Origin of the sequence: Bradyrhizobium diazoefficiens, assembly GCF_016612535.1 — a bacterium.
Classification (GTDB): Bacteria; Pseudomonadota; Alphaproteobacteria; order Rhizobiales; family Xanthobacteraceae; genus Bradyrhizobium; species Bradyrhizobium diazoefficiens_C.
The window spans coordinates 2,805,531-2,828,035 of the sequence record NZ_JAENXS010000002.1 but is presented as its reverse complement, the minus strand read 5'-3'; the positions used below and the strand labels follow the sequence as shown (position 1 = coordinate 2,828,035).

Annotated in this window: 21 protein-coding genes; 12 read left to right on the top strand and 9 right to left on the bottom strand. The window is 64.0% G+C overall.

The window, feature by feature from the left end:
- The first annotated feature begins 278 nt into the window (after window positions 1-278).
- Window positions 279-1,862, top strand: a complete 1,584-nt coding sequence (locus tag JJE66_RS30075; protein WP_200518132.1) for a L,D-transpeptidase — start codon at window positions 279-281, stop codon at window positions 1,860-1,862.
- 30 nt (window positions 1,863-1,892) lie between these two features.
- Here JJE66_RS30075 and JJE66_RS30070 read toward each other — a convergent pair whose 3' ends face one another.
- From JJE66_RS30070 to JJE66_RS30050, 5 genes are all read right to left on the bottom strand, one after another.
- The gene (locus JJE66_RS30070) at window positions 1,893-2,705 is read right to left on the bottom strand and encodes a class I SAM-dependent methyltransferase (RefSeq protein ID WP_200518131.1); all 813 of its coding nucleotides are present in this window, start codon (window positions 2,703-2,705) and stop codon (window positions 1,893-1,895) included.
- A 238-nt stretch (window positions 2,706-2,943) separates the two neighbouring features.
- On the bottom strand, window positions 2,944-3,453 hold the full coding sequence (locus JJE66_RS30065; RefSeq protein WP_200518130.1) for a DoxX family protein: 510 nt from the start codon (window positions 3,451-3,453) through the stop codon (window positions 2,944-2,946).
- On the bottom strand, window positions 3,453-4,229 hold the full coding sequence (locus JJE66_RS30060) for a DNA-binding domain-containing protein (RefSeq protein WP_200518129.1): 777 nt from the start codon (window positions 4,227-4,229) through the stop codon (window positions 3,453-3,455). The genes JJE66_RS30065 and JJE66_RS30060 overlap by 1 nt, the downstream gene beginning before the upstream one ends.
- Complete coding sequence (locus tag JJE66_RS30055) at window positions 4,219-5,136, bottom strand: DUF692 domain-containing protein (protein ID WP_200518127.1); 918 nt, start codon at window positions 5,134-5,136, stop codon at window positions 4,219-4,221. Before JJE66_RS30055 ends, JJE66_RS30060 begins: the two co-directional genes overlap by 11 nt.
- 45 nt (window positions 5,137-5,181) lie before the next feature.
- A complete protein-coding gene (locus tag JJE66_RS30050) occupies window positions 5,182-5,487 on the bottom strand; it encodes a DUF2282 domain-containing protein (RefSeq protein ID WP_200518126.1) in 306 nt (101 codons plus the stop codon).
- A 321-nt stretch (window positions 5,488-5,808) separates the two neighbouring features.
- On the opposite strand from JJE66_RS30050, the gene JJE66_RS30045 reads away from it, so the two are divergent.
- From JJE66_RS30045 to JJE66_RS30015, 7 genes are all read left to right on the top strand, one after another.
- On the top strand, window positions 5,809-7,905 hold the full coding sequence (locus tag JJE66_RS30045; RefSeq protein WP_200518125.1) for an adenylate/guanylate cyclase domain-containing protein: 2,097 nt from the start codon (window positions 5,809-5,811) through the stop codon (window positions 7,903-7,905).
- 136 nt (window positions 7,906-8,041) lie between these two features.
- Window positions 8,042-8,881, top strand: a complete 840-nt coding sequence (locus tag JJE66_RS30040) for a shikimate dehydrogenase (RefSeq protein WP_200518124.1) — start codon at window positions 8,042-8,044, stop codon at window positions 8,879-8,881.
- Between the two features lie 22 nt (window positions 8,882-8,903).
- Complete coding sequence (locus JJE66_RS30035) at window positions 8,904-9,737, top strand: amidohydrolase (protein WP_200518123.1); 834 nt, start codon at window positions 8,904-8,906, stop codon at window positions 9,735-9,737.
- Window positions 9,738-9,762: 25 nt separating this feature from the next.
- A complete protein-coding gene (locus tag JJE66_RS30030) occupies window positions 9,763-10,917 on the top strand; it encodes an ABC transporter substrate-binding protein (RefSeq protein WP_200518122.1) in 1,155 nt (384 codons plus the stop codon).
- Window positions 10,918-11,085: 168 nt separating this feature from the next.
- Complete coding sequence (locus JJE66_RS30025; RefSeq protein ID WP_200518121.1) at window positions 11,086-11,670, top strand: HutD family protein; 585 nt, start codon at window positions 11,086-11,088, stop codon at window positions 11,668-11,670.
- 115 nt (window positions 11,671-11,785) lie between these two features.
- Entirely contained in the window at window positions 11,786-12,991 is a 1,206-nt protein-coding gene (locus JJE66_RS30020; RefSeq protein ID WP_200518928.1) for an adenylate/guanylate cyclase domain-containing protein, read from the top strand.
- 125 nt (window positions 12,992-13,116) lie between these two features.
- Entirely contained in the window at window positions 13,117-13,914 is a 798-nt protein-coding gene (locus tag JJE66_RS30015) for an adenylate/guanylate cyclase domain-containing protein (protein ID WP_200518119.1), read from the top strand.
- Here JJE66_RS30015 and JJE66_RS30010 read toward each other — a convergent pair.
- The 4 genes from JJE66_RS30010 to JJE66_RS30000 form a co-directional block, all read right to left on the bottom strand.
- Window positions 13,911-14,357 (bottom strand): glycosyltransferase family 9 protein, encoded by a 447-nt coding sequence (locus tag JJE66_RS30010; RefSeq protein WP_200518117.1) that lies wholly within the window; start codon window positions 14,355-14,357, stop codon window positions 13,911-13,913. The two genes, JJE66_RS30015 and JJE66_RS30010, sit on opposite strands and share 4 nt — an antisense overlap.
- A 143-nt stretch (window positions 14,358-14,500) precedes the next feature.
- On the bottom strand, window positions 14,501-14,629 hold the full coding sequence (locus JJE66_RS38540; RefSeq protein ID WP_256374932.1) for a hypothetical protein: 129 nt from the start codon (window positions 14,627-14,629) through the stop codon (window positions 14,501-14,503).
- A 308-nt stretch (window positions 14,630-14,937) separates the two neighbouring features.
- Complete coding sequence (locus JJE66_RS30005) at window positions 14,938-16,404, bottom strand: sodium:solute symporter (protein WP_200518115.1); 1,467 nt, start codon at window positions 16,402-16,404, stop codon at window positions 14,938-14,940.
- Window positions 16,401-16,598: a DUF3311 domain-containing protein gene (locus JJE66_RS30000; protein WP_200518114.1), complete on the bottom strand. Its 198-nt coding sequence runs from the start codon at window positions 16,596-16,598 to the stop codon at window positions 16,401-16,403. Before JJE66_RS30000 ends, JJE66_RS30005 begins: the two co-directional genes overlap by 4 nt.
- Window positions 16,599-16,775: 177 nt before the next feature.
- Between JJE66_RS30000 and JJE66_RS29995 the strand changes: the two genes are divergently transcribed.
- The 4 genes from JJE66_RS29995 to JJE66_RS29980 all read left to right on the top strand — a co-directional run bounded on the left by JJE66_RS29995 (window position 16,776) and on the right by JJE66_RS29980 (window position 22,394).
- Window positions 16,776-17,879, top strand: a complete 1,104-nt coding sequence (locus tag JJE66_RS29995) for a S1C family serine protease (protein WP_200518112.1) — start codon at window positions 16,776-16,778, stop codon at window positions 17,877-17,879.
- A 115-nt stretch (window positions 17,880-17,994) separates the two neighbouring features.
- Window positions 17,995-18,465, top strand: coding sequence for a metallophosphoesterase family protein (locus JJE66_RS29990; RefSeq protein ID WP_200518110.1), 471 nt, complete (start codon window positions 17,995-17,997; stop codon window positions 18,463-18,465).
- Window positions 18,466-19,252: 787 nt separating this feature from the next.
- The gene (locus tag JJE66_RS29985) at window positions 19,253-21,307 is read left to right on the top strand and encodes a tannase/feruloyl esterase family alpha/beta hydrolase (protein ID WP_200518109.1); all 2,055 of its coding nucleotides are present in this window, start codon (window positions 19,253-19,255) and stop codon (window positions 21,305-21,307) included.
- 154 nt (window positions 21,308-21,461) lie between these two features.
- Complete coding sequence (locus JJE66_RS29980; protein WP_200518102.1) at window positions 21,462-22,394, top strand: helix-turn-helix domain-containing protein; 933 nt, start codon at window positions 21,462-21,464, stop codon at window positions 22,392-22,394.
- Window positions 22,395-22,505 lie beyond the last annotated feature (111 nt).

Below are 22,505 nucleotides of genomic sequence, written 5' to 3'. Positions count from 1 at the left end.
CTGGTCGCCGCCTGACGCAATTCTCTGTGATTCCGGTCACATCCCGTCCCGCCGCCTCCGGCGGGCATTCTGCCGCGGCGCGCGGCCGCCAGCTCCGGGCCAGTCTCGGCCACGGACCGCCCTTCCGCCCGCGCGGGGCGTCGTATATGAGAGTTTCGTCGCCGGAACGGACCGAAAATCGCCGGATACGGAACGGATGGTGGCTGCGGTTTCTTAATCCAAAGATCGCAATCTGACGGAAGATCGACGCAAGTGCGGACAGGCAACCGGGGTATGGCATGAAAGACCGACTGACGACGGCGCAATCCTATGGGACGATGCGGCGTTGGGGGCCTCCCGGAATTGTGATGTTCGCGGCGGCGGTCGCGCTGGCCGTGCTGACCCCGGGCGCCATCCCGGATGCTATGGCCGCGAAGCAGCCGCGCCAGACCGCCGAGGCGGTGGCGCCGCGCGAGGCCGGCGAGCCGATCATGGCGATCGTGTCGCTCAAGAGCCAGCAGGTCACGTTCTACGATTCCGAGGGCTGGATCCTGCGCGCGCCGGTCTCCACCGGCACGACCGGCCGCGAGACACCCGCCGGCGTCTTCGCCGTGATCGAGAAGGACAAGGACCACCACTCTTCCATGTATGATGATGCCTGGATGCCCAACATGCAGCGCATCACCTGGAACGGCATCGCGCTGCATGGTGGCCCGCTGCCCGGCTATGCGGCCTCGCACGGCTGTGTGCGCATGCCCTTCAACTTCGCCGAGGACCTGTTCGACAAGACCAATATCGGCATGCGGGTGATCATCTCGCCAAACGATGCCGCCCCGGTCGATTTCTCGCATCCCTCGCTGTTCGTGCCGAGCAAGGAGGCCATTGCGGCGGCACCCGGCCGTATCGGCAAACTCTCTGCCGAGGCCGAGGAGGCCACCAGGGCGGCCGACGAGACCAAGAAGGCCGCGACCGCGGCAGCAAAGGAGGCGCAATCGCTCCCCGCTTCGCTGCGCAAGCTCGAGCAGCAGAAGGCCCGCGCCGACGCCGAGAACGCCTATGCCGACAAATTGGTCGCGAATGCCAAGACCGACCAGGCCAAGGCAAAGGCCGACGAGCTGAAGCAGAAGGCCGCGACCAAGGCGGCGGATGCGGCAACCCAGCTCGACGCCGCCAAGGCCGCGGCGCAGCCCAAGCGCGATGCGGTTGCCACCACCAAGGATGCCGCCAAGGCGGCAGCGACCAGGAAGGCCGATGCAGTGAAGGCTGCGACCGACGCAAAGCTCGCGCTCGAGCCGGTCTCGGTCTACATCAGCCGCGCAACCCAAAAACTCTACGTGCGGCGGAACACGCACAAGCCGGCGCCCGATGGCGGCGGCGAGGTGTTCGACACCAGCATCGAGGTTCCCGTCACCATCCGCAATCCCGACCAGCCGCTCGGCACGCACATCTTCACGGCGATGGCGAAGAACGACACCGGCCTGCGCTGGAGCGTGGTCTCGATCGACGAAGGCGACACCGCCAAGGACGCGCTCGACCGCATCACCATCCCGCAGGACGTGTGGGATCGCATCGCGCCGACCGCATTGCCGCGCTCGTCGATCATCATCTCGGACGAGCCGCTGAGCGCCGAAACCAACTACCGCACCGAGTTCGTCGCGGTCCTGAGCAACCATCCGCAGGGCGGCTTCATCACGCGCAAGCCGACCGCGCCTTCGATGGAGATGGCCAACGACGATGGCTGGGACAATGGCGGCAACGGCTTCGGCGGCAATGGCTTCTTCTTCGGGCAGCGCGATCCCAACCCGCAGCCGGTCCAGCGCCGACGCGGCGGCCAGTACCAGTACTATCAATCGACGCAGCCGGTGCAGCGGAGCTTTTGGTAGGCGTGGAGCGGGAGGCGAGGCCTCCCGCAATTAAGGCTGCGCCGTGATCACCAGCGCTTGAATCCTGGCTTCGATCGGTCCGGATCCGTGGCGTTTTCGGATCGCCTCGGCAACGGCGTCGGTTGCGGCCTGAAGCTTGCTCGCATCCCTGGCTTCGATTTCGCCGCGCAGCGGTGTGCCCTGGCAGTACGCGGTCGCGACGTAATCCGCCGTCGGCGCGCGGCTTATCGCGGAGTGCGTTTCGATCGATATGTCGGTGAAGCCCGCGCGTTCGAGATCGGCCTTGATGACGGCCTTGTCGTGATAGCCGTGCGGCGTCCGCGCCATGAACAGAGGGGGATTGTCGGGAAATACCTTACCGAGCGTCACCGTCGCGTCATCCGCGAACACATTGTCTTCGATGCGGTCCCAGACATTGAACAGATACGTGCCCTTCGGCTTCAACACCCGCTTCGCCTCCGCGTAGCCCTTGGTGCGATCCGGAAAGAACATGGCGCCGAACTGGCAGCAGACCACGTCGAACGCGGAATCGTCGAAGGGCAGCGCCAGCGCATCCGCCTGACGCCAGGTCATGCGGGGATCTTCCCCCTGACGCTGCTTTGCGACTGCGAGCATCGGCTCGTTCAGGTCGGTCGCGACATAGCGGACACGGGGAGGCAGCAGCGCCGCTACGGACCGCGTCACCGCGCCGGTGCCTGCTGCGATCTCGAGCAGGTCCGAGGGCGACAGCGCAGCGATGCGCCCGGCAAGGTCGTCGGCATAGGCGGAGAAGATCAGCGGGACCAGATATTCGTCGTAGAGCTTTGGGACCGAGCCGGCGAAAACCTTGTCAGTGCTGGACATGTTTGCCTCGCTGAAGGTTCAGACATCAGAGCATAGCACGGATTGATCGCTCCGAAATCGGCGTGGCGTCGCGTCTTTGTCACCGCGCAGACGCTGGAGGTGGATTGCGGGCTGAGCGGGATGTAAGGCCTGATCCGTAGCCCGGATGGAGCGCAGCGCAATCCGGGACTGCTGCCTAGGCGTGAGATACCCGGATTTCGCTGCGCTCCATCCGGGCTACGCGGGTGAGCAGCGCACTCTAATGCTCGGATGAGAGCACCCGTCCGATCAAATAATCAAGCGAGACGCGCCCCGGCCCGTAAGCCATGATGGCAAGCGCCATTGCCGCCCAGGTGATATGGATCGGCCAGCCGTCGGGCACCGTGAGTTCGACGATCAGCGTCATGAACAGCAGTCCGAGCCCGGCAAACCGCGTGCCGAGGCCGAGCACGAGGAGGATCGGGAATGTGATCTCGCCGCACCCCGACAGGAAGGCCATCGCTGCCGGCACCGGATAATGATAGGGCCCACCCGGCAGATGCAGCATGAACTCGTCGCTGAACAGCGTCACCGCGGTGTCGTTGAGCCTGAGGAAGCCGGCCCATTTGAGCATGCCGGAGCGCCAGAACGGCACGGCCAGCGCGATGCGCAGCACCAGCTGAACGACCGACGGCAAGGCGATGGTCTGCACCAGATGGTTGGCCTTGTCGACGAGCAGCCCGAGTGACGGGAGGCTGCTGCTGGCCGGCATGCGTTGGTCCGCGATCATTATGCGTCTCCGAAGGCAATTGAGGTGAATGCGCCGGCCTCGATCAGGCCGGCAATGTTGGCGGCGATGTCGAAGTCGGTTGATGCGTCCAGCGCCGATGAAGCGGCCTCGCCGAGCGAGCGCCCCTCCATCAGGCAGATCGCGAAGACCGCGCCGCCGGGAGGTAGGTGCCGCACGATGACATCGAATTCGGGCCGCGTGATCAGCGCGTCTTCCGGCCTCGAGGCGTCGATGCGGCTTGTGGGTGCGCCATCGCGGTTGGCGGCAAAGATCGTCACCGCGGAAAATTCCGAGCGCACGATTTGCGCAGCCGGGTGCGGCTTGAGAACGAGATCGGCCAGGCGCTCCGGCGTGACCGCTGCGAGCTGCGCCGCCGCCAGAGGCTCTGCATCGCGCGCGTGGTAGGCGTCGAGCCAGGCCCGCTCGATGCGGGCGACATCGGCCAGCCACGGCATCGTCTGGGCGTGCTCGTACCGTGCAATGAAGTTCGGAAAGCCGTAGCCATATTCGAACAGCAGCGGCGAAGTCGGCGGGCTCTCGCGAACATGGAAGCGCGCCATGGCGCGGAAGAAGTCGGGGCCGGTGATGCGCTGCACCGCCGGATAGATTGCGGCGAGCGCCTCGATCAGACTCACCGTGACGTTGTTGCGATAGACGTCGTAGCGCTTTCCCGCCGTCCTGCCGTTCGGGCCGGTCACGACCGGCGGCGCGGCGCGCAAGGGATCCAGCAGCGCCGGCGTAAAAGCCGCGGCAAAGCAGACCGGCTCAGGCGGCATGACGGTCCTCCGCAGGCTCAGCGATGCCGCAGCGATCGAGGACCGCCTGTGCAGCGGCGGCTTCCGCCTGCAGGACCGGCCAATCCGGAATTTTGGAGTCCCATTCGATCAGCGTCGGCACGTTGCCGCAGCGTTCGATGACGATCTCGTAGAGCTTCCACACGGCGTCCGCGACCGGGCCGTCATGGCTGTCGATCAAGAGCGGATCGCCGTCGTCGTCCGCCTGCTCGTCGTGCCCGGCAAGATGAATCTCGCCGACGCGCGACAGCGGAAAATCGGCGAGATAGTCGAGCGCCGAAAATCCATGATTGGTCGCGGACACGAACACATTGTTGATATCGAGCAGCAGGCCGCATCCGGTGCGCGCGGCGACGCTGCGGATGAAATCGGTCTCGCTCATCGTCGTCTCGGTGAAGGCGAGATAGGCCGACGGGTTTTCCAGAAGGATCGGACGCCGGATCGCCTCCTGCATCTGGTCGATGTGATCGCAGACGTGACGCAGCGTTGCCTCGGTGTAGGGCAGCGGCAACAGATCGTTGAAGAAGCTGGTCTCATGGGTCGACCAGGCGAGATGCTCGGACACCATGGCCGGCTGATAGCGCGCCACCAGGCTCCGGAAGCGTGCCAGATGCGCCTTGTCGAGCGGCTGCGGTCCGCCGATCGACATGCAGACGCCATGCAGCGAGAGCGGATGATCACGGCGGATGGCTTCCAGCGCGCGATGCGGCGGACCGCCCGCGCCCATGTAATTCTCGGCATGGACCTCGAAGAAGCCGCGTTGCGCGCCATCGGCGAGGATCGCCGCGAGGTGCTCGTGCTTGAAGCTGGTGCCGGCGACGCCGCCGAGCGGAGTCGGAAAGCGGAGGGGCGTGGGCGTGGACGGGACAGGCCCGATCGCTGTGTTCATGTTGCTCCCCCGCTTTCCCGTTGGGCGATGTTCCGGTTCGGAACCTCAGACCGGCTTCAGCGAGCCCTTCTTGCCGTTCGGCAGGTCGATGCTGGTGCAGGTGCCGCCCTGCACGAATTTCCAGGCATTGCCCTGGAAGTCGGTGGTCGAGGTGCCCTGGCAGGTCGTGCCGGGCCCGGCCGCGCAGTCGTTCTGGCCCTTCAGCGCGACGCCGAAGCACTTTTCCTTCTTGGCGGCGATGGCGGCATCGGCCTCGGCCTTGGTCAGCGGGGCGGCCGTGGCCAGAGTCGCGAGGGCGGTCGACATGGCGCCGGCGAGTGCGAGCGTGGTGATGGCAAGTTTGGCAGACATCGAGTTCTCCTTTTGGGATGGCTTCGCTTGGCAAAGCGAGGGGCACATCGTCTCTTTCGTCTCGTCCACGATCCCGTTACTTTCGAGCCGCTCACGAATCCGTGAGATCGTTGGGTGAGGGCCCACTGGCCGTGCATTTGGGCCGGGATTTGCGGGCAAACTGCGCGGCAAAGCCAATGCCTAGGCGCTATCGAGACGTTAGCGGCAGAGCATTGGCGGCGGCCCACAGCGCTTGCGACAGGTAACGAACGCAGGCGCGCCACGTAGAGCGAGAGCAGGAGATGTGGCCAGTCGCGGCTTCGCCGGAGCACGGAAACCACGATGAACGTTGATCCCGCACGGCATCTTCACGCGCTTGCAAGGCTGACGGTCAGCATCCGCCTCGCCGTGTCCGCGCTGGTCCTGGCCGCGATCCTGCTGACGGCTGCGCTCTCCAGCCTGCTGTGGTGGCGGACGGCGGAGGCGACCAGCCGGCAGCTCGCCTCCACCATCAACGAGCAGATCGTGGCGGCGGTCCGGAAAGAAGTCGCGGCGATCGTCGACGAGGCGCGCGCCGCGCACACCGCGATCCGTACGCTGTTCCTCCAGAACGTGCTCGGTACCCGTGAGGCTGACAAGCGCGAGTTCGTGTTCTTGTCGCAGCTGCAATCGCAGTCGACGATCTCCTGGGTTGCCTTTGGCTGGCCCGATGGCTCGTTCTTCGCCGCGCACAAGCTCGGCGACCGGCGACTGGAGATGATGGAGATCTCGCTGACCGATCATCCGGGCCAGCGCCGCGTCGATGAATATGACGTCGTGCCCGGCGATATCGAATTCGCAAATCGCCGCTTCGAGCCGACCGGATTCCGCGTCGCCGACCAGGCATGGTTCAAGACGGGGCTCGCTGCGGACGACCCGCAATGGTTCAGGGTCATGGAGCATCCGACCGGCCAGCGGCCGTCGATCGCCTTTGCCGGCCCGATCGATGTCTATCAGGAGCGGCAGGGCGTTCTCGCCGTCAGCATCGAATATACCAGGCTTGCGCGCTTCCTGTCGCAGCTCGAGGTCGGGCGCACCGGAACGGCTTTCATCATCGATGACAGCGGCGAGCTTATCGCTGCACCGGACAAGGATGCCGACGAGCTGCACTCCGCGAAGGGCGACACCGCGCTGCTGCCGCTCGCGCAGACCGCGCGCGTGAAAGCAGGGGAGGCCGGCCGCAAGGAGGCTTGGCGAAGCCGGCTCACCTCGCAGGGCGCGGCCTATGAAGTCGCGCTTACGCCATTGCCGTTTCCCGGCTGGTCGCTGGCAACGGTGATCCCGGAGGCCGAATTTCTCGGTCCGGTCGAAACCACGCTGCGGCACCTGATCCTCGGCCTTGCCGTTGGCGCGGTACTCGCGGCGCTCGCGTCGGCGATGCTGGCGCGTTCGGTCATTGCCGCGCCGCTGTCGCGCGTCGTCGGCGAGCTTCGCCATGTCGAAGCTTTCGCACTGGAGCAGGTCCGCCGTCATCCGTCGCGGCTCAAGGAGATCGCGAGCCTGTCGGGCGCCATTGCCGAGATGGCGTCCGGACTCTCCGCCTTCCGCAAGTTCATCCCGGCCGATCTCGTCCGCGCACTTCTGCGCCAGGGCGTCGAGGCAAGGCCCGGCGGCAGCATCCAGGAGCTCAGCGTGATGTTCATCGACATCGCCGGCTTCACGGGGCTCTCCGAGCGTCTCGGCGATCGGGTCGTGCCGCTGCTGTCGCGTTATCTCGATGTCACGTCGGAGATCATCGTCGCCAATGGCGGGACCATCGACAAGTTCATCGGCGACGCCGTGATGGCGTTCTGGGGCGCGCCGCAGCCGCAGGATGATCACGCCGCGCGATGCTGCCGCGCGGCGGTTGCCTGCCGCAGGGCAATCGAACAGTCGGGCCTCGCCGACGATCTCGGCCAGCCGCTCCAGATCCGGATCGGCATCAATTCCGGCCGCATGCTGGTCGGCAATATCGGTTCGGAGCTGCGGCTGAACTACACGGTGATCGGTGATGCCGTGAACGTTGCCAGCCGCCTCGAAGGCGCCAACAAATCCTATGGAACGCAAATCCTGATCGGCGAGACGACCGAACGTCTGGCGCGCGGGGCCGTGGTCACCCGCGAGATCGACAGTATCGCGGTTTACGGTCGGGAGGAGGGGCTCTCCGTTCATGAGCTGATTGGGGTTGCGAACGAAGGCGCTATTGACGGTGAGGCGATCGGCTGGATCGCGGACTACGCGCGCGGCCTCGCCAACTATCGCGCACGCCGGTTTGCCGCGGCACTCGCCGATTTCGAAGCCGTGTTGAAGCACCGCGGCCATGACCGCCCGGCCGAGCTGATGCGCGACCGCTGCCGGCAGCTCGCTGCAGTCGCGCCCGATGCCGCCTGGCAGCCGGTGGCGGCGCTGACGTCGAAATAGCGACGGCACCCGCGGGGTCTCGCGCGCACCAGATTCAGATTGCGCGGGCTGGCCGTTCCCCCTAATAGAATTGGACAAATGACCAAATAACATGGTCGCGCGCCGAAGGGCGCGGGGCAGGGACGGGACGCGCGGCATGTCGCAGGATGGTTTTGGGCTGGCGGGGGTCATCGGCATGCCGGTGGCGCATTCGCGCTCGCCGGTCATACATAATTACTGGCTGAAAGCGCACGGCATCCGCGGCTCTTATGTGCCGCTCGCGGTGCAGCCGGAGCGGCTCGAGGACGCGCTGGACGGGCTGATCGCGCTCGGGTTCCGCGGCTGCAACGTCACCATGCCGCACAAGCAGACGGCGATGCCGATGCTCGACCGCGTCAACGAGACCGCGAAGCGGATCGGCGCCGTCAACACCATCGTGGTCGAGGCGGACGGCACGTTGTCCGGCTTTAACAATGACGGCAACGGCTTTGTGCAGAGCTTGCGTGATGCCAAGGCGGACTGGCGCGGCGATGCCGGCCCGATCCTGCTGCTGGGCGCAGGCGGCGCCTCGCGCGCGGTCGTCGTTGCGCTGCTCGAAAACGGCGCGCGCGAGATCCGCATCGCCAACCGTACTGCCGAGAAGGCCCAGGCGATCGCAACGGAATTCGGCTCCGCGGTCAGCTCCGTCGCGTGGGATGATCGCGCTGCGGCGCTCGCCGACGTCGCGCTGCTCGTCAATTGCACCGATCGCGGCATGGTCGGCAAAAGCGCGCTCGAGATCGACCTGTCGCGGCTCAAGTCCACGACGCTCACCGCCGATATCATCTATACGCCGCTCGAGACGCCGTTCCTGGCTGGTGCCCGCGCGCGCGGTTGCGTCACGGTGAACGGGCTCGGCCTTCTGCTGAACCAGGCACGGCTGGCCTTCAAGGCCTGGTTCGATGTGATGCCGGACGTGACGCCCGAGCTGATCAGGGATATCGAGGCTACGTTCTGAACCGCGTGGGGAGCTTTGCGCCATGACATTGCCGGCGGGCCCCAAGATCGACTGCCATGTCCACGCCCTCGATCCCCTCCATTTTCCCTATGGCGTCGATACGCCGTACCGGCCGAGCGGGCAGGAGATCGCGCCCGCGGCGCAGCTCATCCGCGTGTTTGACGTCTTCGATGTTCGCCACGCGCTCGTGGTCGCCACCAACACCGGCTATGGCAGCGACAGCCGTATCCTGCTCGACACGCTGAGGCAGGGCGGCGGCCGCTTCAAGGGTGTCGCGGTCGTCGAGAACGACGTCGACGTCAAGGAGCTCGAGCGGTTGAAGGCCGCCGGCGTGATCGGCGTTGCCTTCAATGTGCCGTTCCACGGCGCCGGCTATTATCGCACCGCCGCGCCGCTGCTGGAGAAGCTGACGAGCCTCGGCCTGCTCCTCCAGATCCAGGTCGAGCACGATCAGTTGTTGGACCTGCTGCCGCTGATCGAGGCATCGCCGGTGCGCCTCGTGTTCGACCATTGCGGCCGCCCCTCGGTCGCGCAGGGCGTGAAAGGCAAGGCGTTCCAGGCGCTGCTCGCGATCGGCCGCGAGCGCGACGCGCACGTCAAGCTCTCCGGCTATTACAAATTCTCCGAACTGCCGCATCCCCATGAGGACACCTGGCCGTTCATCGCGGCACTGGTCGACGCCTTCACGCTCGATCGCTGCGTCTGGGGATCGGACTATCCGTTCTTGCGCGCATCTGAACGGCTCGACTACGGGCCGCTGCTGGCGGTGCTGACAAAACTGTTTCCGGATCCGGGCGATCAGCAGCGTCTGCTGTGGCGAACGCCGGCAAAACTGCTCGGTTTCGATAGACCATAAAAACGAAAGCAAAGGGGAGGACATCATGAGGCATCTTGCAGGGACGCTCGCCGTCGCTGTTGCGGCATTGCTCTCGACGGGCGCGGCCCGTGCGCAGAGCACGGTCTACATTCCCGACGTCATTGAGCTCTCCGGCCCCGGCGCCGTCTCCGGCACAAACTGGCGCGACGGCGTCGCGCTCGCTGTCGACGAAATCAATGCCTCCGGCGGCATTCTGGGGCGAAAAATCCAGACCGAGCATCTCGACACCCAGAGCAATCCCGGCATCTCGCGCGCGCAGGTGCAGAAGGTGTTGGACAAGGACCCTTACGTGGTGCTCGGGCCGATCTATTCCGGCTCGGTCAAGGTCAACATGGCGCTGACGCAACAGGCCGAGATCCCGCAGATCGTCGGCGCCGAGGCTGCCGACATCACCACGCAAGGCAATCCCTGGATATTCCGCACCGCCTTCGGTCAGCAATTCTCGATGCCGAAGATCGCCAACTATCTGCACGACAAGCTCAAGGTGAAGAATGTTGCAGTGGTCTGGGTCAACAATGATTTCGGCAAGGGCGGCCACGACAATTTTGTCAAGGAGATGAAGACGCGCAATATCGAGATCGCGGCCGATATCTCCACCGAGCAGGGCCAGGTCGATTTCGGCTCCGACGTCATCAAGCTCAAGAGCGCCAAGGCGGACGCCGTCTTCGTCTACACCAACGAGGAGGAGAGCGCGCGCTTCCTGATCGAGGCGAAGCGGCAGGGGCTCTCGACGCCGCTGTTCGGCGAGACCACGCTGCTCAGCCAGAAAGTGGTCGAGCTCGCCGGCGCTGCGGCCAACGGCGTGCGTGGCCATGTCGGCCTCAGTGCGGATGCCCCGGTGCCCGCGATCCAGGAGTTCGCGAAGAAATTTTCCGCGCGCTTCAAATATCTGCCGGACCACAACGGCATCAAGGGCTACACCGCGGTCTACCTCGTCAAATACGTCACCGAGAAGATCGGCAAATTCGACAGCAAGGCCTTTGGTGCGGCCATGAAGGGCCTGACGCTGACGCCCGACAAGGCACCTGGCATGCTGATGGAAGCCAGCTGGGACCAGAACGGCGATATCGATCGCGCCAGCTTTCTGGCCGAGATCGTCGATGGCAAGCAGAAGATCGTCGAGACGCTGCCGAAGCTGAACGGCGGCAAGAGCGAGTGAGGGGCGCGTAGCCCGGATGGAGCGAAGCGCAATCCGGGACCTCGTCGCAACGCACCAGCTGTGCGTGGATTCGCTCGTCAACGAGCTGAGCATCAGGCTCCAGCTCGACGCGAAGGCGTGAGATGATTAATGATGTGCGGGTGATCCTCCATTGGATGCCCGTCAAACATGAAAACCACGCTGCTGAAATCCGAAGCCTACACCCGCTCGCCCTGGAAGAACGGCGGCGGCATTTTCACCGATATCGCGGATGCGCATCGTCCCGGCACCGCGGCGAAGGATTGGGATAGCCTGCTGTGGCGCTTTGCCGCCACGCCGATCGTGGCGCCCGGGCCGTTCTCGCATATGGCGGGCATCGACCGCTTGCAGATGGTGGTCGGCGGACGCGGGCTGGTGCTGAAAGCCCCGGGGCAGGAATCCGACGAGCGCGAGCCATTCACGACCGTGCGCTTCACCGGCGAGATGGAGATCGTCACCGAGCTCGAGGCCGGCCCGGTCGAGGTCGTCAATCTGATGGCGCGGCGTGGTGCGGTTGAGATCGATCTGCTGGCGCTCAGGCAGCCGGGTGACCGGCGACTAGCCGCCGGTACGCACCTGATCTACGCGGCGCGCGGCGATTGCAACCTTCGTCTCGACGGCGAGGATTTTGCGATTTCGCACGAAAATACGTTGAAGGTCGAACTGACCGGCGCCTCAACGCTCGCGCTCGTCTCGGGGTTGGCCGTGCTGGGATCCATACAACTGGTCGGCTGAGCGGTCATCCTGCACGGCGGGACGATGCGCACAATCCGTGCAACCGGCTAGGTTGACGCGGCCGCGCCGGAACACGATATGTCCGGTGATGCAGACCGCTGCCGAAGGCCAGGATATGAACGCGTCAGACAAGATCCCCACTGCTACGCAAGCCGACGCCGTCGTCGACTGGCTGACCAACGGCACGCGCGACCAGCGTTTCATCGACAACATCTTTGCGGAGATGTGTGTTCGGCTTCAGCAGGCCGGCATCCCGCTCAAGCGGTCGACGCTTCATATCCTGATCCAACACCCGCAATGGCTGGGCGCCCGTTTCATGTGGTCCGACGGCATGCGCGAGGCCGACATCTCGCGGGTCGACTTCGATGTCAGGGAGCGGCCGGAATATATCGGCAGTTCCGCCAACGAGATCCAGACCGGCGCAACTGAAGTCCGCGAGAATCTCGAACGCGATCCGGCGCTCGGCCGCAAGCACAGGCTCTATGACGAGATGCGGGCGACGGGCCTGACCGACTATGTGGCCTGGCCGCTCTACCACACCCTCGGCAAGCAGCATCTCGTCACTTTCGCGACCGACCGCCGTGGCGGCTTCGATGATGCGCATATCGCCGCGCTGAAGAAACTGTTGCCGGTGCTGGCGCTGGTCAGCGAGATCCGCGTCAAGAACCGCCTGGCGCGGACACTGCTCGAGACCTATGTCGGCGCCCATGCCGGCGAGCTGATTCTCGCCGGCGCCACGCGGCGCGGCACCGGCACCACGGTGCGCGCCGCGATCATGATCTGCGATCTCAGGGATTTCACGAAAATCTCCGACAATTGGCCACGCGACGACGTCATCGATCTCCTCAACGACTATTTCGACGCGATGTCGGACCCGATCACGCGGCATGGCGGCGAGATCCTGAAATTCATCGGCGACGGCTTGCTCGCCATCTTCCCGCTTCATGAACCCAACGCCTGCGCCAATCTATTGCGTGCGGTGACCGAGGCGAGGGGAGCCATGGTCGCTCTGAACGAGCGGAACAGCACGACCGGGCGTGCGCCGCTGAATTACGGCATCGGCGTCCATGTCGGCGACGTCATGTACGGCAATATCGGCTCGACCAGCCGGCTCGATTTCACCGTGATCGGTCCTGCCGTCAACATGGCCTCGCGCCTCGAAGCGCTGACCAAGCAGCTCGGAAAACCGGTGCTGCTGTCGCGTGACTTCGCGGAGTTGGTAGATCGGGAGTTCGAGCTCGAACGGGTCGGCCAGCATGCCGTGCGCGGTTTCAGCGAGCCGATCGAGCTGTTTGCGTTTCAGTCCGGCGCCGGGCCGTAAAGGCCACGCTGCACAAACTGATCGATCGCGAGCCGTCGGTCAATCTTCGCGTGCTGTTGCCAACGCGCGAGCGTCCAACTACGCTTCGTCTCAGCTCCGCCTGTCCATCGATTGGCCGCTCGTTCATGCCCAAATTCCTTCGCATCGGCCTCCATCAATCGAACGTGTCAGGATACACGTCGAAGGCGTGGTGCGTGCATCGGGTCGGCTCGGCGGTGTTCTTGAAATGGGGCGCCGTGGAGGTCATGGGCGCCGGAAACGGGCGCAAGGTTTACTGGTCGCGTCCGCCGCAGGAGAAAACGATACGCTGTGGCACGGCGCAGCGCGCCCAGGACTATGCGAAATCCGCGATCGCGCGGCGGCGCAGTCATGACTATGAGCCATTGGCAGGTGCTATCGCGACCCGGCGCAAATCCGCCGACGGCAGTGCCGACGTCAAGCAGGCGCTCGCCACGATCCTGATCGTCGACATCGTCGGCTCCACGGCGAAAGCCGCCAAGCTCGGCGACGCGCGTTGGACCAAGGTGGTGAGCCTCTATTACGCGGCGGTCCGCAAGGAGCTGAAGGCTTCGCGGGGCAAGGAAGTCGTGACGACGGGCGACGGCGTGCTCGCGACCTTCAAGGCGCCTGCCGCCGGCGTCAATTGCGCGACTGCGATCCAGAAAGCCGTGCGAACGCTCGGCCTCGACATCAGGGTGGGCTTGCACGCAGGCGAATACACGATGAGCGGCGGCGAGATGGTCGGTCTCGCCTTCCACATCTGCACCCGCGTCGCCGCGAAAGCGCGCGCCGGCGAGGTCCTGGTCTCGCGTGCGGTGAAGGATTTGCTCGTGACGCAGTCCACCATCCGGCTCAGAGATCATGGCAGCCACCAGCTCAAGGGCGTGCCGGCGCGGTGGCGGCTGTATCGGGTGGAAGTTTAGGGGAGCGCGAGGGCCGATATCGCTTCGTCGCTCGCCCTGTCGTGGCGCCGCCACACGGATACCAGTCCCTCCAGTTCGCGGCGAACGCGATCCACGACGCTGGCCCAGTCGCCTCGTTTGGGTTGCCTGAACAGCCGCATGGAGGAATACCACGGGCTGTCGTCGCGGTTGAGCAGCCAGCGCCAATCCGGGCTGAACGGCAACATCGTCCAGACGGGCGCGCCCAGCGCGCCGGCGAGGTGAACGACGCTGGTGTCGACCGAGATCACCAGATCGAGACGGCAAACCAGCGCTGCCGTGTCGCTGAAATCTGTGAGCCGTTCCGTCAGGTCGACGATATCGGGACGTTCTGCGAGGAAGGCCCGGTCCTGACTCGTGGCGACCGCCAGCGGCGCGACCTTCTGGGATTGCTTGGCCGCGGCCCGGCGTTCTTGGCGGTTCATGAGGTGACCAGAAATGCTGTGCTTGCGGGTCTACCGAGCGCAATCGGAGTGCCCATTGAAGCAGTTTCTGGTGCGAAGCTGGTGCGAGGCTTGGCGCGGCCTGCGCATTCCATGCCGAAAGAAGTGAGAGGCCGTCCGCAATGTCACCGCACCCCCGTGCCTTTGCACCGCTGGCACTTCACCACTTTGTCGCCCTTCTTGAGCAGGCCTTTGCCCTCACAATTTTTGCATTTCTGCTTCTTCTTGATGTTCGGGCCTTTTTCACTGACCATGGAATTCTCCTGCCGCGAGAGAGCGGTCAACTGGTGCTTTGTAGGCGCTGCGCTCGGCGAGGGTGATATCCAAACGGACGCCGACCGGGGCTCTTGAGTCCGAAACCGCATTCGCCCCAAACAAGCCGCAGTAACCTGTCGTGACAAAACCCGCTGTCACCGCAATGACCGTGTCTCACTTAACGGCTGCAGTCCAGCACTGTCACGGTAATTCTGCAATTCTGGCACGCGCGAGATCATGGGCACCGGCGTGCGTGCCGCCTTGGCATGAGGGTCGTTGCTTGGCCGCCAGATTCTCTTCAGATCATCTATTCTGCGGCAGCCCCTGCCGGGGCCGAGGTGACCCGCATCGCGAGGCTGACCGCGATCAGCACGATGAAGTTGATCGCCAGTGCCACGATGCCGATATTGAGGTCCTGGATTTGCGGCGGCAGCCATGACAATGCGTGGAAATTTACGCCGCTCAGGCTTGTCATGGCCACTGTCGCGACGCCGGCGATGAGGCCTGCCGCGGCGCCTTCTCGCGTCGCGATGTTGTGGCGCGCGAGACTGAGCACCAGCGAGGGAAAAAGTTGCGTCACCAGGCTGTAGCCCATCAGAAGCAGGGCGACGATGGTCTCTCCCCCCTTCAGCGTAAAGAATACCGCGACGAGCGCGACCACCGGCACCAGGAGCTTCGCCAGTTGCGAGACCTGCCGGTCGTCGACGGCGGGGTTGATGGCGCGATAGAGGTTATTGGCGATCAGGGTGGCGGCCGTCATCAGGATCATCGAGCCCGGCACCAATGCGGTGAGCACGCCGGTGGCGCCTATGACGCCGACGAACCAGGGATCGAAGCTCTTGACCGACAGCTTGAACAGGGCAAGGTCGATGTCCGAACCCGACAGGCCGCGAACCTGAAGCGTCGCCGCGAAGCCGACGAAAAACACGAACAGCAGAATGAGCTGATAGAGCGGCAGCACGATTGCATTCTTGCGGATCACCGTAGCGCTCTTCGCGGTGTAGATCGACGCGAACGTATGGGGCCACATATAAAAGCCCAGCGCGGTGAGCAGCACGGTCGAGGAAAACCACCACAGGCTCTCGCCGTGGGGCGGCAGCACTGCGAATCCCGGCTTTGCCTGTTCGATCGCCGCGAACATCGATCCCAGCCCGCCATAATAATGGAACGGCAGGTAAATGCCGAGAAAGATCACGATGCCGAGAATCAAGGCGTCCTTGGCGACCGCGGTCCACGCCGAGCCGTGGACGCCCGAGGTCATCACGTAGACCGCGACGACGATGGCGCCGATCCAGATGGCGAGCGTCGAGGAGATCGCACCGTAGCCGGCAACTTCGACGATGATGCCGAGGCCCTTGAACTGGAGGACGAGATAAGGGATCAGCGCCGCGATATCCACGAGCGCGACGATCACACCAAGCGCCGGACTGTCGTATTTGCGTACGAAGAAGTCCGACTGCGAATACAGCCGGTTCTCCTTCCCATAGCGCCAGATTGGCGGCAGCATGAAATAGGACAGCACATAGGCGAGCGTGCCGTAACAGAGAATGTAATAGGCGGGGGCGCCCTTGCCATAGGCGAAACCGCTGCCGCCGAGAAAGGTGAAGGTGGTGTAGATCTCTCCCGCCAGCAGCAGGAACACGAAAATCGCGCCAAAGCCGCGTCCCCCGACCGTCCACTGCTCGAGGTTCATGTCCTTGCCGCGGCGGGCGAGCAGGCCGAGCGCCAGTGCCAGCAGCGCCGCGGCGGCGATGAACGGCAGGGCGGCGTTCACGGCTCGCCCTCGCGGTTGGCGGGATCGGCCATGTAGATCACCGTCATGATGACGGAGGTGAGCAGGATCCAGGCCACGATCCAGGCGAGCAGGAATGGCAAGCCAAGAACCAGCGGGGTCGCCCGGTTGACGAAGAACGGGCCGACGATGAGGGCAAGGAACGGAATGACGGCAAGCCAACGAATGCGGCGCATGGACGAAACTCTCGTATGTCGTGAAAACCGGCCTCAAGGCCGAAAGTTCCTGCAGCGCAGCGACTGTGGATCCAGGCGGGCCATGTCGATCCAGATCATGGCGCCGCGGTTCTCTGAGCGGCCGCAAGGAACGATCCGGGTTCCCTGAAATTGAGATGCCGGCAAGGAGGCATCAGGGTGCCCATTCGTTTCCTGCGGTTGGCGATCGTGTGGTTGTTGCTTTTGGTAAGCATCTGGGTGGTGCAGCCGTACGTAACTGCGCTCTGGTTGTCTGCCTCGGCTCCCCGCACCGTGACGCCCCGTGCCGATCTCGCTGCAGCCGAGCAGGCAACCATTCGTCTCTTCAAGGAGGCATCGCCCTCCGTCGTGCATGTGTACGCGCGCGGCACGCCCCGCACATCGATCTTTTCCGACGAACAGGAAAGCAGGGTGCAATCCGGCTCGGGCATCGTATGGGATCTCGCCGGACACGTGATCACCAACAATCATGTCATCAGTGGCACGGCCGAGATCGGCGTTCGGCTGACCTCCGGTGAATTCGTCGCCGCGCGTGTGGTGGGCGCCGCTCCGAACTACGATCTCGCCGTTCTTCAGCTGGAGCGGCCAAGATCGGCGCTGCATCCGATTGCCGTGGGCCGTTCGGCCGATCTCCAGGTCGGTCAGAGCACATTTGCGATCGGCAATCCCTACGGTCTGGACCAGACTCTAACCTCCGGAATCGTGAGTGCGCTGGGTCGAAAGCTGCCGTCGGTCACCGCGCGCGAAATCAAGGGAATGATTCAGACCGATGCGCCCATCAATCCCGGAAATTCCGGTGGCCCGCTGCTCGACAGTGCCGGACGGCTGATCGGCGTGAACAGTGCCATCGTCTCCGGCTCGGGCGCCTCGGCCGGAATCGGTTTCGCCATTCCAGTCGACATCGTCAACCGCGTTGCGGCCGAGTTGATCCGCAACGGCCGCGTCCCGCTGCCGGGCCTCGGCATCGTGGCTGCCAAGCAGGACGAGGCAACGAGCCTCGGAATTGACGGGGTCATCATCGTCCGAACATTGCCCGGCTCTCCCGCCGCGCAAGCCGGCATTGAAGGCGCGACTGAGGACGGCGTGATCAGGGACATCATCACGGAAGTCAACGGCAAGCCGGTTCACAGCATGGAGGAATTGACGTCGGTGCTCGAAGACGAGGGGATCGGCAAGCCAATCGAGCTGTCCGTCGAACGCGCTGGACGAACCCGCACTGTCAAGGTGACCATCGCGGACGTCTCCCGGCTGGCCCAGCGATAATCCTGCCGGTGTCCGTCCTGAAATCCGCGATGGCAGCCTCGCGCACCGTAGTCCCAGGATGGCGAAGAGATTGGCCGGGTCCCGCTGGATATCCTGCACTGAATCGAGATCCGGGATGACGCTCAAGATTGGGGTGATTTCGGACACGCACGGGCTGCTGAGGCCGGAGGCGGAGCGCTGCCTCGCCGGCGTGTCCCACATCATCCACGCCGGCGATATCGGCACTCCGGAGATCGTGGACCGCCTAGGCCGGATCGCGCCTGTGACCGCCATCAGAGGCAACATCGATACGGGCGACTGGGCGAGGCGCTTGCCTGACACCAGAACGTTGCGCCTTGGCGGCTGCGCCCTCTACGTCCTGCACGATCTCAAGCAACTTACGATCAACCCGACGGAGCTTGGGATCGACGTCGTGATATCGGGCCATTCGCATCGCGTCGCGATCGAGACCGTCGACGGCGTGCTCTACCTGAACCCGGGAAGTGCGGGGCGCAGGCGCTTCAAGCTGCCGATCACGCTGGCAACGCTCGATCTGCATCGAAATGGCGCTCTCCAACCTGTTATTCATGATCTCAGCAACGTGTGACAGCCACATGCAGGTGCATGCGGTCTAAGTGTCGCCAGCGCAATCGGAAATGCGCTTTGTTGGTGAGCCCGGCAGGAGTATCCACCATCCTCGCAAAGTCTCGACTTCAAAGATGCATCGGCAGGAAGGAGAGACGCGATGTCCCACCCTCCGCTTGCAAGGCGCCCCCCGTAGTCCCATCGTGATGATCAGAGCTGCGGTCAGTGCGCTGCGAACGGAGCCGGCGTCGTAGGCCCCGGAGCGGCGACGTCCCCTGGCCGACTGCTGCAAACATCACTCCGCTCACGGACCAGCCTGTTCCATTCCATCGATTTCCAAAATCGCTGCATTTTACAAAATCGCGCCAATCTTCCAGCGATCTTCTTTCACGTGCCGATTTCCGTTGCGCGGCTCGAATGATCTTTCCAATGTCGTCGCTTGCAAGCCAAAGGAAAAAAAGGGGGCCCAAGTGCGCAGTCGCGGCGATTTCTGCCGCCCCGTGCGTTCCGTTCCACCGGTGCACGTCGTGCGCTTGGTCAAGTCAACAATTCAGAAACAGAGATCTTAGTACGCGCCCTCGCAGGCGAGCGGGCCGCACGCCCACTCATGTTTGTGCGTAAGCGGTGATTGTTCGACCCGCTTCTGTCAAATCACGAAGAGGAGGAAGGAAACCATGCAAAGACCAGCAGTTGTGCATTTCGCCGCGCTAATAGTTGCTATGGCAACTATGATGCCCGCACGCGCGAATCGGCCAGAACCTCCATTGCCGACTTGCCTTGGCAATCTCGGGACCAAACTGGCAGCGATCGTGCCAAGCACGCTTCCGGGCAAGATCGTTCAGGGCGTCGTTACCCCTGGGACAAGTACAGTCACGGTTCCTTATGCCAGCATCGTACCTGCTGCACCGGAACAGCCAGCCGGCGGCTCCGGCTTCAACTTCCGGCCGACGCCGATAGGACCGACGCCGGCCTTTTGTCAGGTCGCGTTCGTCTATTATCCCGGCGGCGAGGGACCGAATACCGCGGGGCCCGCTCTGGACTCGCCGGGTATCCCAAAGGGGCAGCCGGCCTACGATATCGGCCAGAAGCAGGCGATCGAGATCGTGATTTCGCTGCCACTCAATTCAGCCGACCAGGGCCCCACCAATCTTGGCGCCGTCAACGGGGCCTGGACGGGTGGCGTCATGACCATGGGGGCCCCGGGGCAGTCCGGAACACTCAACCCCTCCGGCTTCGGAGAGGGGCTCGATGGTGCCAACGCCACCTACGCGATCCGTCAGGGCTTCGTCGCTTCGATCACCGACGCCGGCGAGCAATACGCCGGCTATTTCACGCAAGGCACCCCCGGTAACGCCAACTTCGCGATTATCTCGACTGCCAACAGCCCTTACCGCGACAAGATCGCCTACGGGACCGTCGCCGACTGGATCTATCGCGGCACCTGGTATGGCAGGCAATGGGCTGACGCCATCGCGGAGGTCTATTACGGCAAGGAGCCGAAGTTGCACTACTACAATGGCGGTTCGGGCGGCGGCAACATGGGCATGGGCCAATTGCAGCACCATGGCGACGAATATGATGGCTTCCTGATCGGCGCGCCGGCCTATCGCTGGCAGCAGTTCCGGCTAGCGGACAGTTGGCCGGCTCTGGTGATGCGAAAGCTGATCCAACTCGACGGGGCCGGGGCGTTACCGACAAACGACCAGCAGACGGCTCTCTATAACGCCATCGTCAAGGCATGCGATGTCCAAGGCACCGACACTGTCGCCGACGGCATGATCGCCGATCCGCGGGTCTGCACCATGCACTTCTCCGCTGCGGCCAATATCTGCGGCGTAACGGGAGCGCCGCCACGGCCGAATTGCCTCACCGCCAGGCAGGCGGCGGCGTTCGACCGGATTTTCGATGGGCCGCGCAACAGCCACGGCGCGCGGATCTGGTATCCTTACGACATCAGCATCACCTTCCCGACCAACGCGTTGGGGACGTTCCAGAGCACCTCGTACAATTCCGCAACCTTGACGGCGAGCACGGTGGAGGTGGTGCAGTACGATCACGCCAACGCCGCCTGGCCCGCGAACAACTGCCTGTTCGTCGATCAGGAATCGCTCGAGATGGGGACGACCAATGCCACAGGGTGGGCCGCGTGTTCATCTCCCGGCGTTCCCACCACCTATGAGCGGGAAGCTGCAATCGGTTCGCGGATCGGATCCGACTTGGGGGCGCCTCCGATCGATCTCTACACGGACAACCAGGATCCGGACCTCAAGGAGATGATGAAACACGGCACCAAGATCATTCAACTCCACGGCAGCGCTGATCCGGCGATCCGCTGGCGGCATGACGTGGACTACTACAATCGCGTCGCGACCAAATTGTACGGCGGCACCAAAGCTGCGGATTATGAGAAGCTGCAGTCCTGGTACCGTCTGTTTGTCGCTCCGATGACCGGACATATCGGTGGTGGATTCGGCCCGTACTGGTACGATCCGTTCGTCGCGCTCCGGAGCTGGGTCGAGCACGGCGTCGTGCCGAAGACCATCCTCGGTGTGTCCGATTCACACGGCCTCGTTCGGGGCCGCACCCGGCCGATGTGTCCGTTCCCGCAGACTGCGATCTATAGCGGCTTTGGCAGCATCAACGACGCCAGCAGCTTCACGTGCGGCGGCAACCTGGAAGCCGGCGTGATCAGAAGTGGTACGGGACGACCGATCCAGGGCCTTCCGGTTGCCTGCGACGACGTGAAAACGGTGTTCGGGCAAGAAGACAGCGACAACCTCGATTTCAGGAGCGTTGGCCTGACTGCCAGTGAATGCTCGGAGCATCTGCCGCCGCGACATGGCGATGCCCTGACTAGACGCTAGAACTCTGCCTGCGTTAGGCTGACCTCGAGCAAGGGGCGCGTGGGCCAAACCTCACGCGCCCCAGGCGTCGTGTGATCGCCGCTTGTGCGACCGTCGCAAGGAGGCTGCAGCGCAGACGCAGCAAGACTGCGCGCGTGCCGTGGAGAACAACCCTATGGGCGATCAGGGACCCGAACTGAAATCAGCCTTCGATGCCTATCTCGGCACGAACGCCGGGGCAGGTCCGGACTATGCCGTTACCGATGCGGATGGGCACATGATCGCCGCCAAGTGGCGCCGGCCCGCGACCCGGACGGGACTGCGCAAGCTCGGCCAGAACGTCCTGATGTACCACATCGGCGGTTCGACCTCGGTGTCGATGTTCGTCAAGGGCGTGTGCCAGGGGACAGGGTCGCAACACGGCTCCGTCACGTTCCGTCCTTACGATCTGGAACTGGAGAGCGTGCGAAACGGCGTGTTCGAGATGCTGCATCTCTATCTCGATCAGGATCTGATCAACGGCTACGCCCAGCAGAATCTCACCGGGACAACCACGGTCGATATCGATCCGCTGTTCGCCATGCGGGACCCGTGGCTGCAAGGTTATTTTGCGATGCTCGTCGCCGAATTCGAGCTCTACGGGGGCATCGACAATCAGGCGCACTCGCTGCTGCTCGATCAAACGCAGCAATTGCTCATTCGCCACCTGGTCCATTGGCATTCGAACGCGATGCTTCGCAGCCGTCAGGCAACGGAGAATCTCGGTGCACCGCATCCGCTCAGCCCGCGCCGGCTGCGCGTCGTGCTCGACTATATCGAGGCCAATCTCACCTCGGAGATTGGCCTTGCCGACCTTGCGGCCCTGACCGGATTGTCCACCAATCATTTCATCCGCGCCTTTCGGGCTGCGACGCAGCGGACGCCCTACGGCTACCTGGTCGAGCGCCGGCTGTTGCGGGCCAGAGAAGCCTTGCGGCAAGATGATCTCCCGATTGGAGAAATTGCGCTGGCCACCGGTTTCCGCAACCTCTCGACCCTGACCAACACGTTCAAGCGTCATCATGGCATGACGCCCAGCGCGTATCGTGCCCGCCTGCGAGATCGGTAAACCGGAGCAGGCCCTTTCGGCGAAGGTTCGTTCGCTTCGCCTTTGATCTGTGGCGCAGGCTTGCCCAGCCGAAACTCGCTTCGCGAGCGAAGGCTGGTGGCCCGGCAGGAC

Coding starts and splice junctions, on each gene's coding strand:
- JJE66_RS30030 (WP_200518122.1), top strand. CDS start 9,763: ATGAGGCATCTTGCAGGGACGCTCGCCGTCGCTGTTGCGGCATTGCTC.
- JJE66_RS30055 (WP_200518127.1), bottom strand. CDS start 5,136: ATGAACACAGCGATCGGGCCTGTCCCGTCCACGCCCACGCCCCTCCGC.
- JJE66_RS29990 (WP_200518110.1), top strand. CDS start 17,995: ATGACGCTCAAGATTGGGGTGATTTCGGACACGCACGGGCTGCTGAGG.
- JJE66_RS30010 (WP_200518117.1), bottom strand. CDS start 14,357: ATGAACCGCCAAGAACGCCGGGCCGCGGCCAAGCAATCCCAGAAGGTC.
- JJE66_RS30015 (WP_200518119.1), top strand. CDS start 13,117: ATGCCCAAATTCCTTCGCATCGGCCTCCATCAATCGAACGTGTCAGGA.
- JJE66_RS30065 (WP_200518130.1), bottom strand. CDS start 3,453: ATGATCGCGGACCAACGCATGCCGGCCAGCAGCAGCCTCCCGTCACTC.
- JJE66_RS30000 (WP_200518114.1), bottom strand. CDS start 16,598: ATGCGCCGCATTCGTTGGCTTGCCGTCATTCCGTTCCTTGCCCTCATC.
- JJE66_RS30035 (WP_200518123.1), top strand. CDS start 8,904: ATGACATTGCCGGCGGGCCCCAAGATCGACTGCCATGTCCACGCCCTC.
- JJE66_RS30045 (WP_200518125.1), top strand. CDS start 5,809: ATGAACGTTGATCCCGCACGGCATCTTCACGCGCTTGCAAGGCTGACG.
- JJE66_RS30050 (WP_200518126.1), bottom strand. CDS start 5,487: ATGTCTGCCAAACTTGCCATCACCACGCTCGCACTCGCCGGCGCCATG.
- JJE66_RS30060 (WP_200518129.1), bottom strand. CDS start 4,229: ATGCCGCCTGAGCCGGTCTGCTTTGCCGCGGCTTTTACGCCGGCGCTG.
- JJE66_RS30025 (WP_200518121.1), top strand. CDS start 11,086: ATGAAAACCACGCTGCTGAAATCCGAAGCCTACACCCGCTCGCCCTGG.
- JJE66_RS38540 (WP_256374932.1), bottom strand. CDS start 14,629: ATGGTCAGTGAAAAAGGCCCGAACATCAAGAAGAAGCAGAAATGCAAA.
- JJE66_RS29980 (WP_200518102.1), top strand. CDS start 21,462: ATGGGCGATCAGGGACCCGAACTGAAATCAGCCTTCGATGCCTATCTC.
- JJE66_RS30075 (WP_200518132.1), top strand. CDS start 279: ATGAAAGACCGACTGACGACGGCGCAATCCTATGGGACGATGCGGCGT.
- JJE66_RS30020 (WP_200518928.1), top strand. CDS start 11,786: ATGAACGCGTCAGACAAGATCCCCACTGCTACGCAAGCCGACGCCGTC.
- JJE66_RS30040 (WP_200518124.1), top strand. CDS start 8,042: ATGTCGCAGGATGGTTTTGGGCTGGCGGGGGTCATCGGCATGCCGGTG.
- JJE66_RS30070 (WP_200518131.1), bottom strand. CDS start 2,705: ATGTCCAGCACTGACAAGGTTTTCGCCGGCTCGGTCCCAAAGCTCTAC.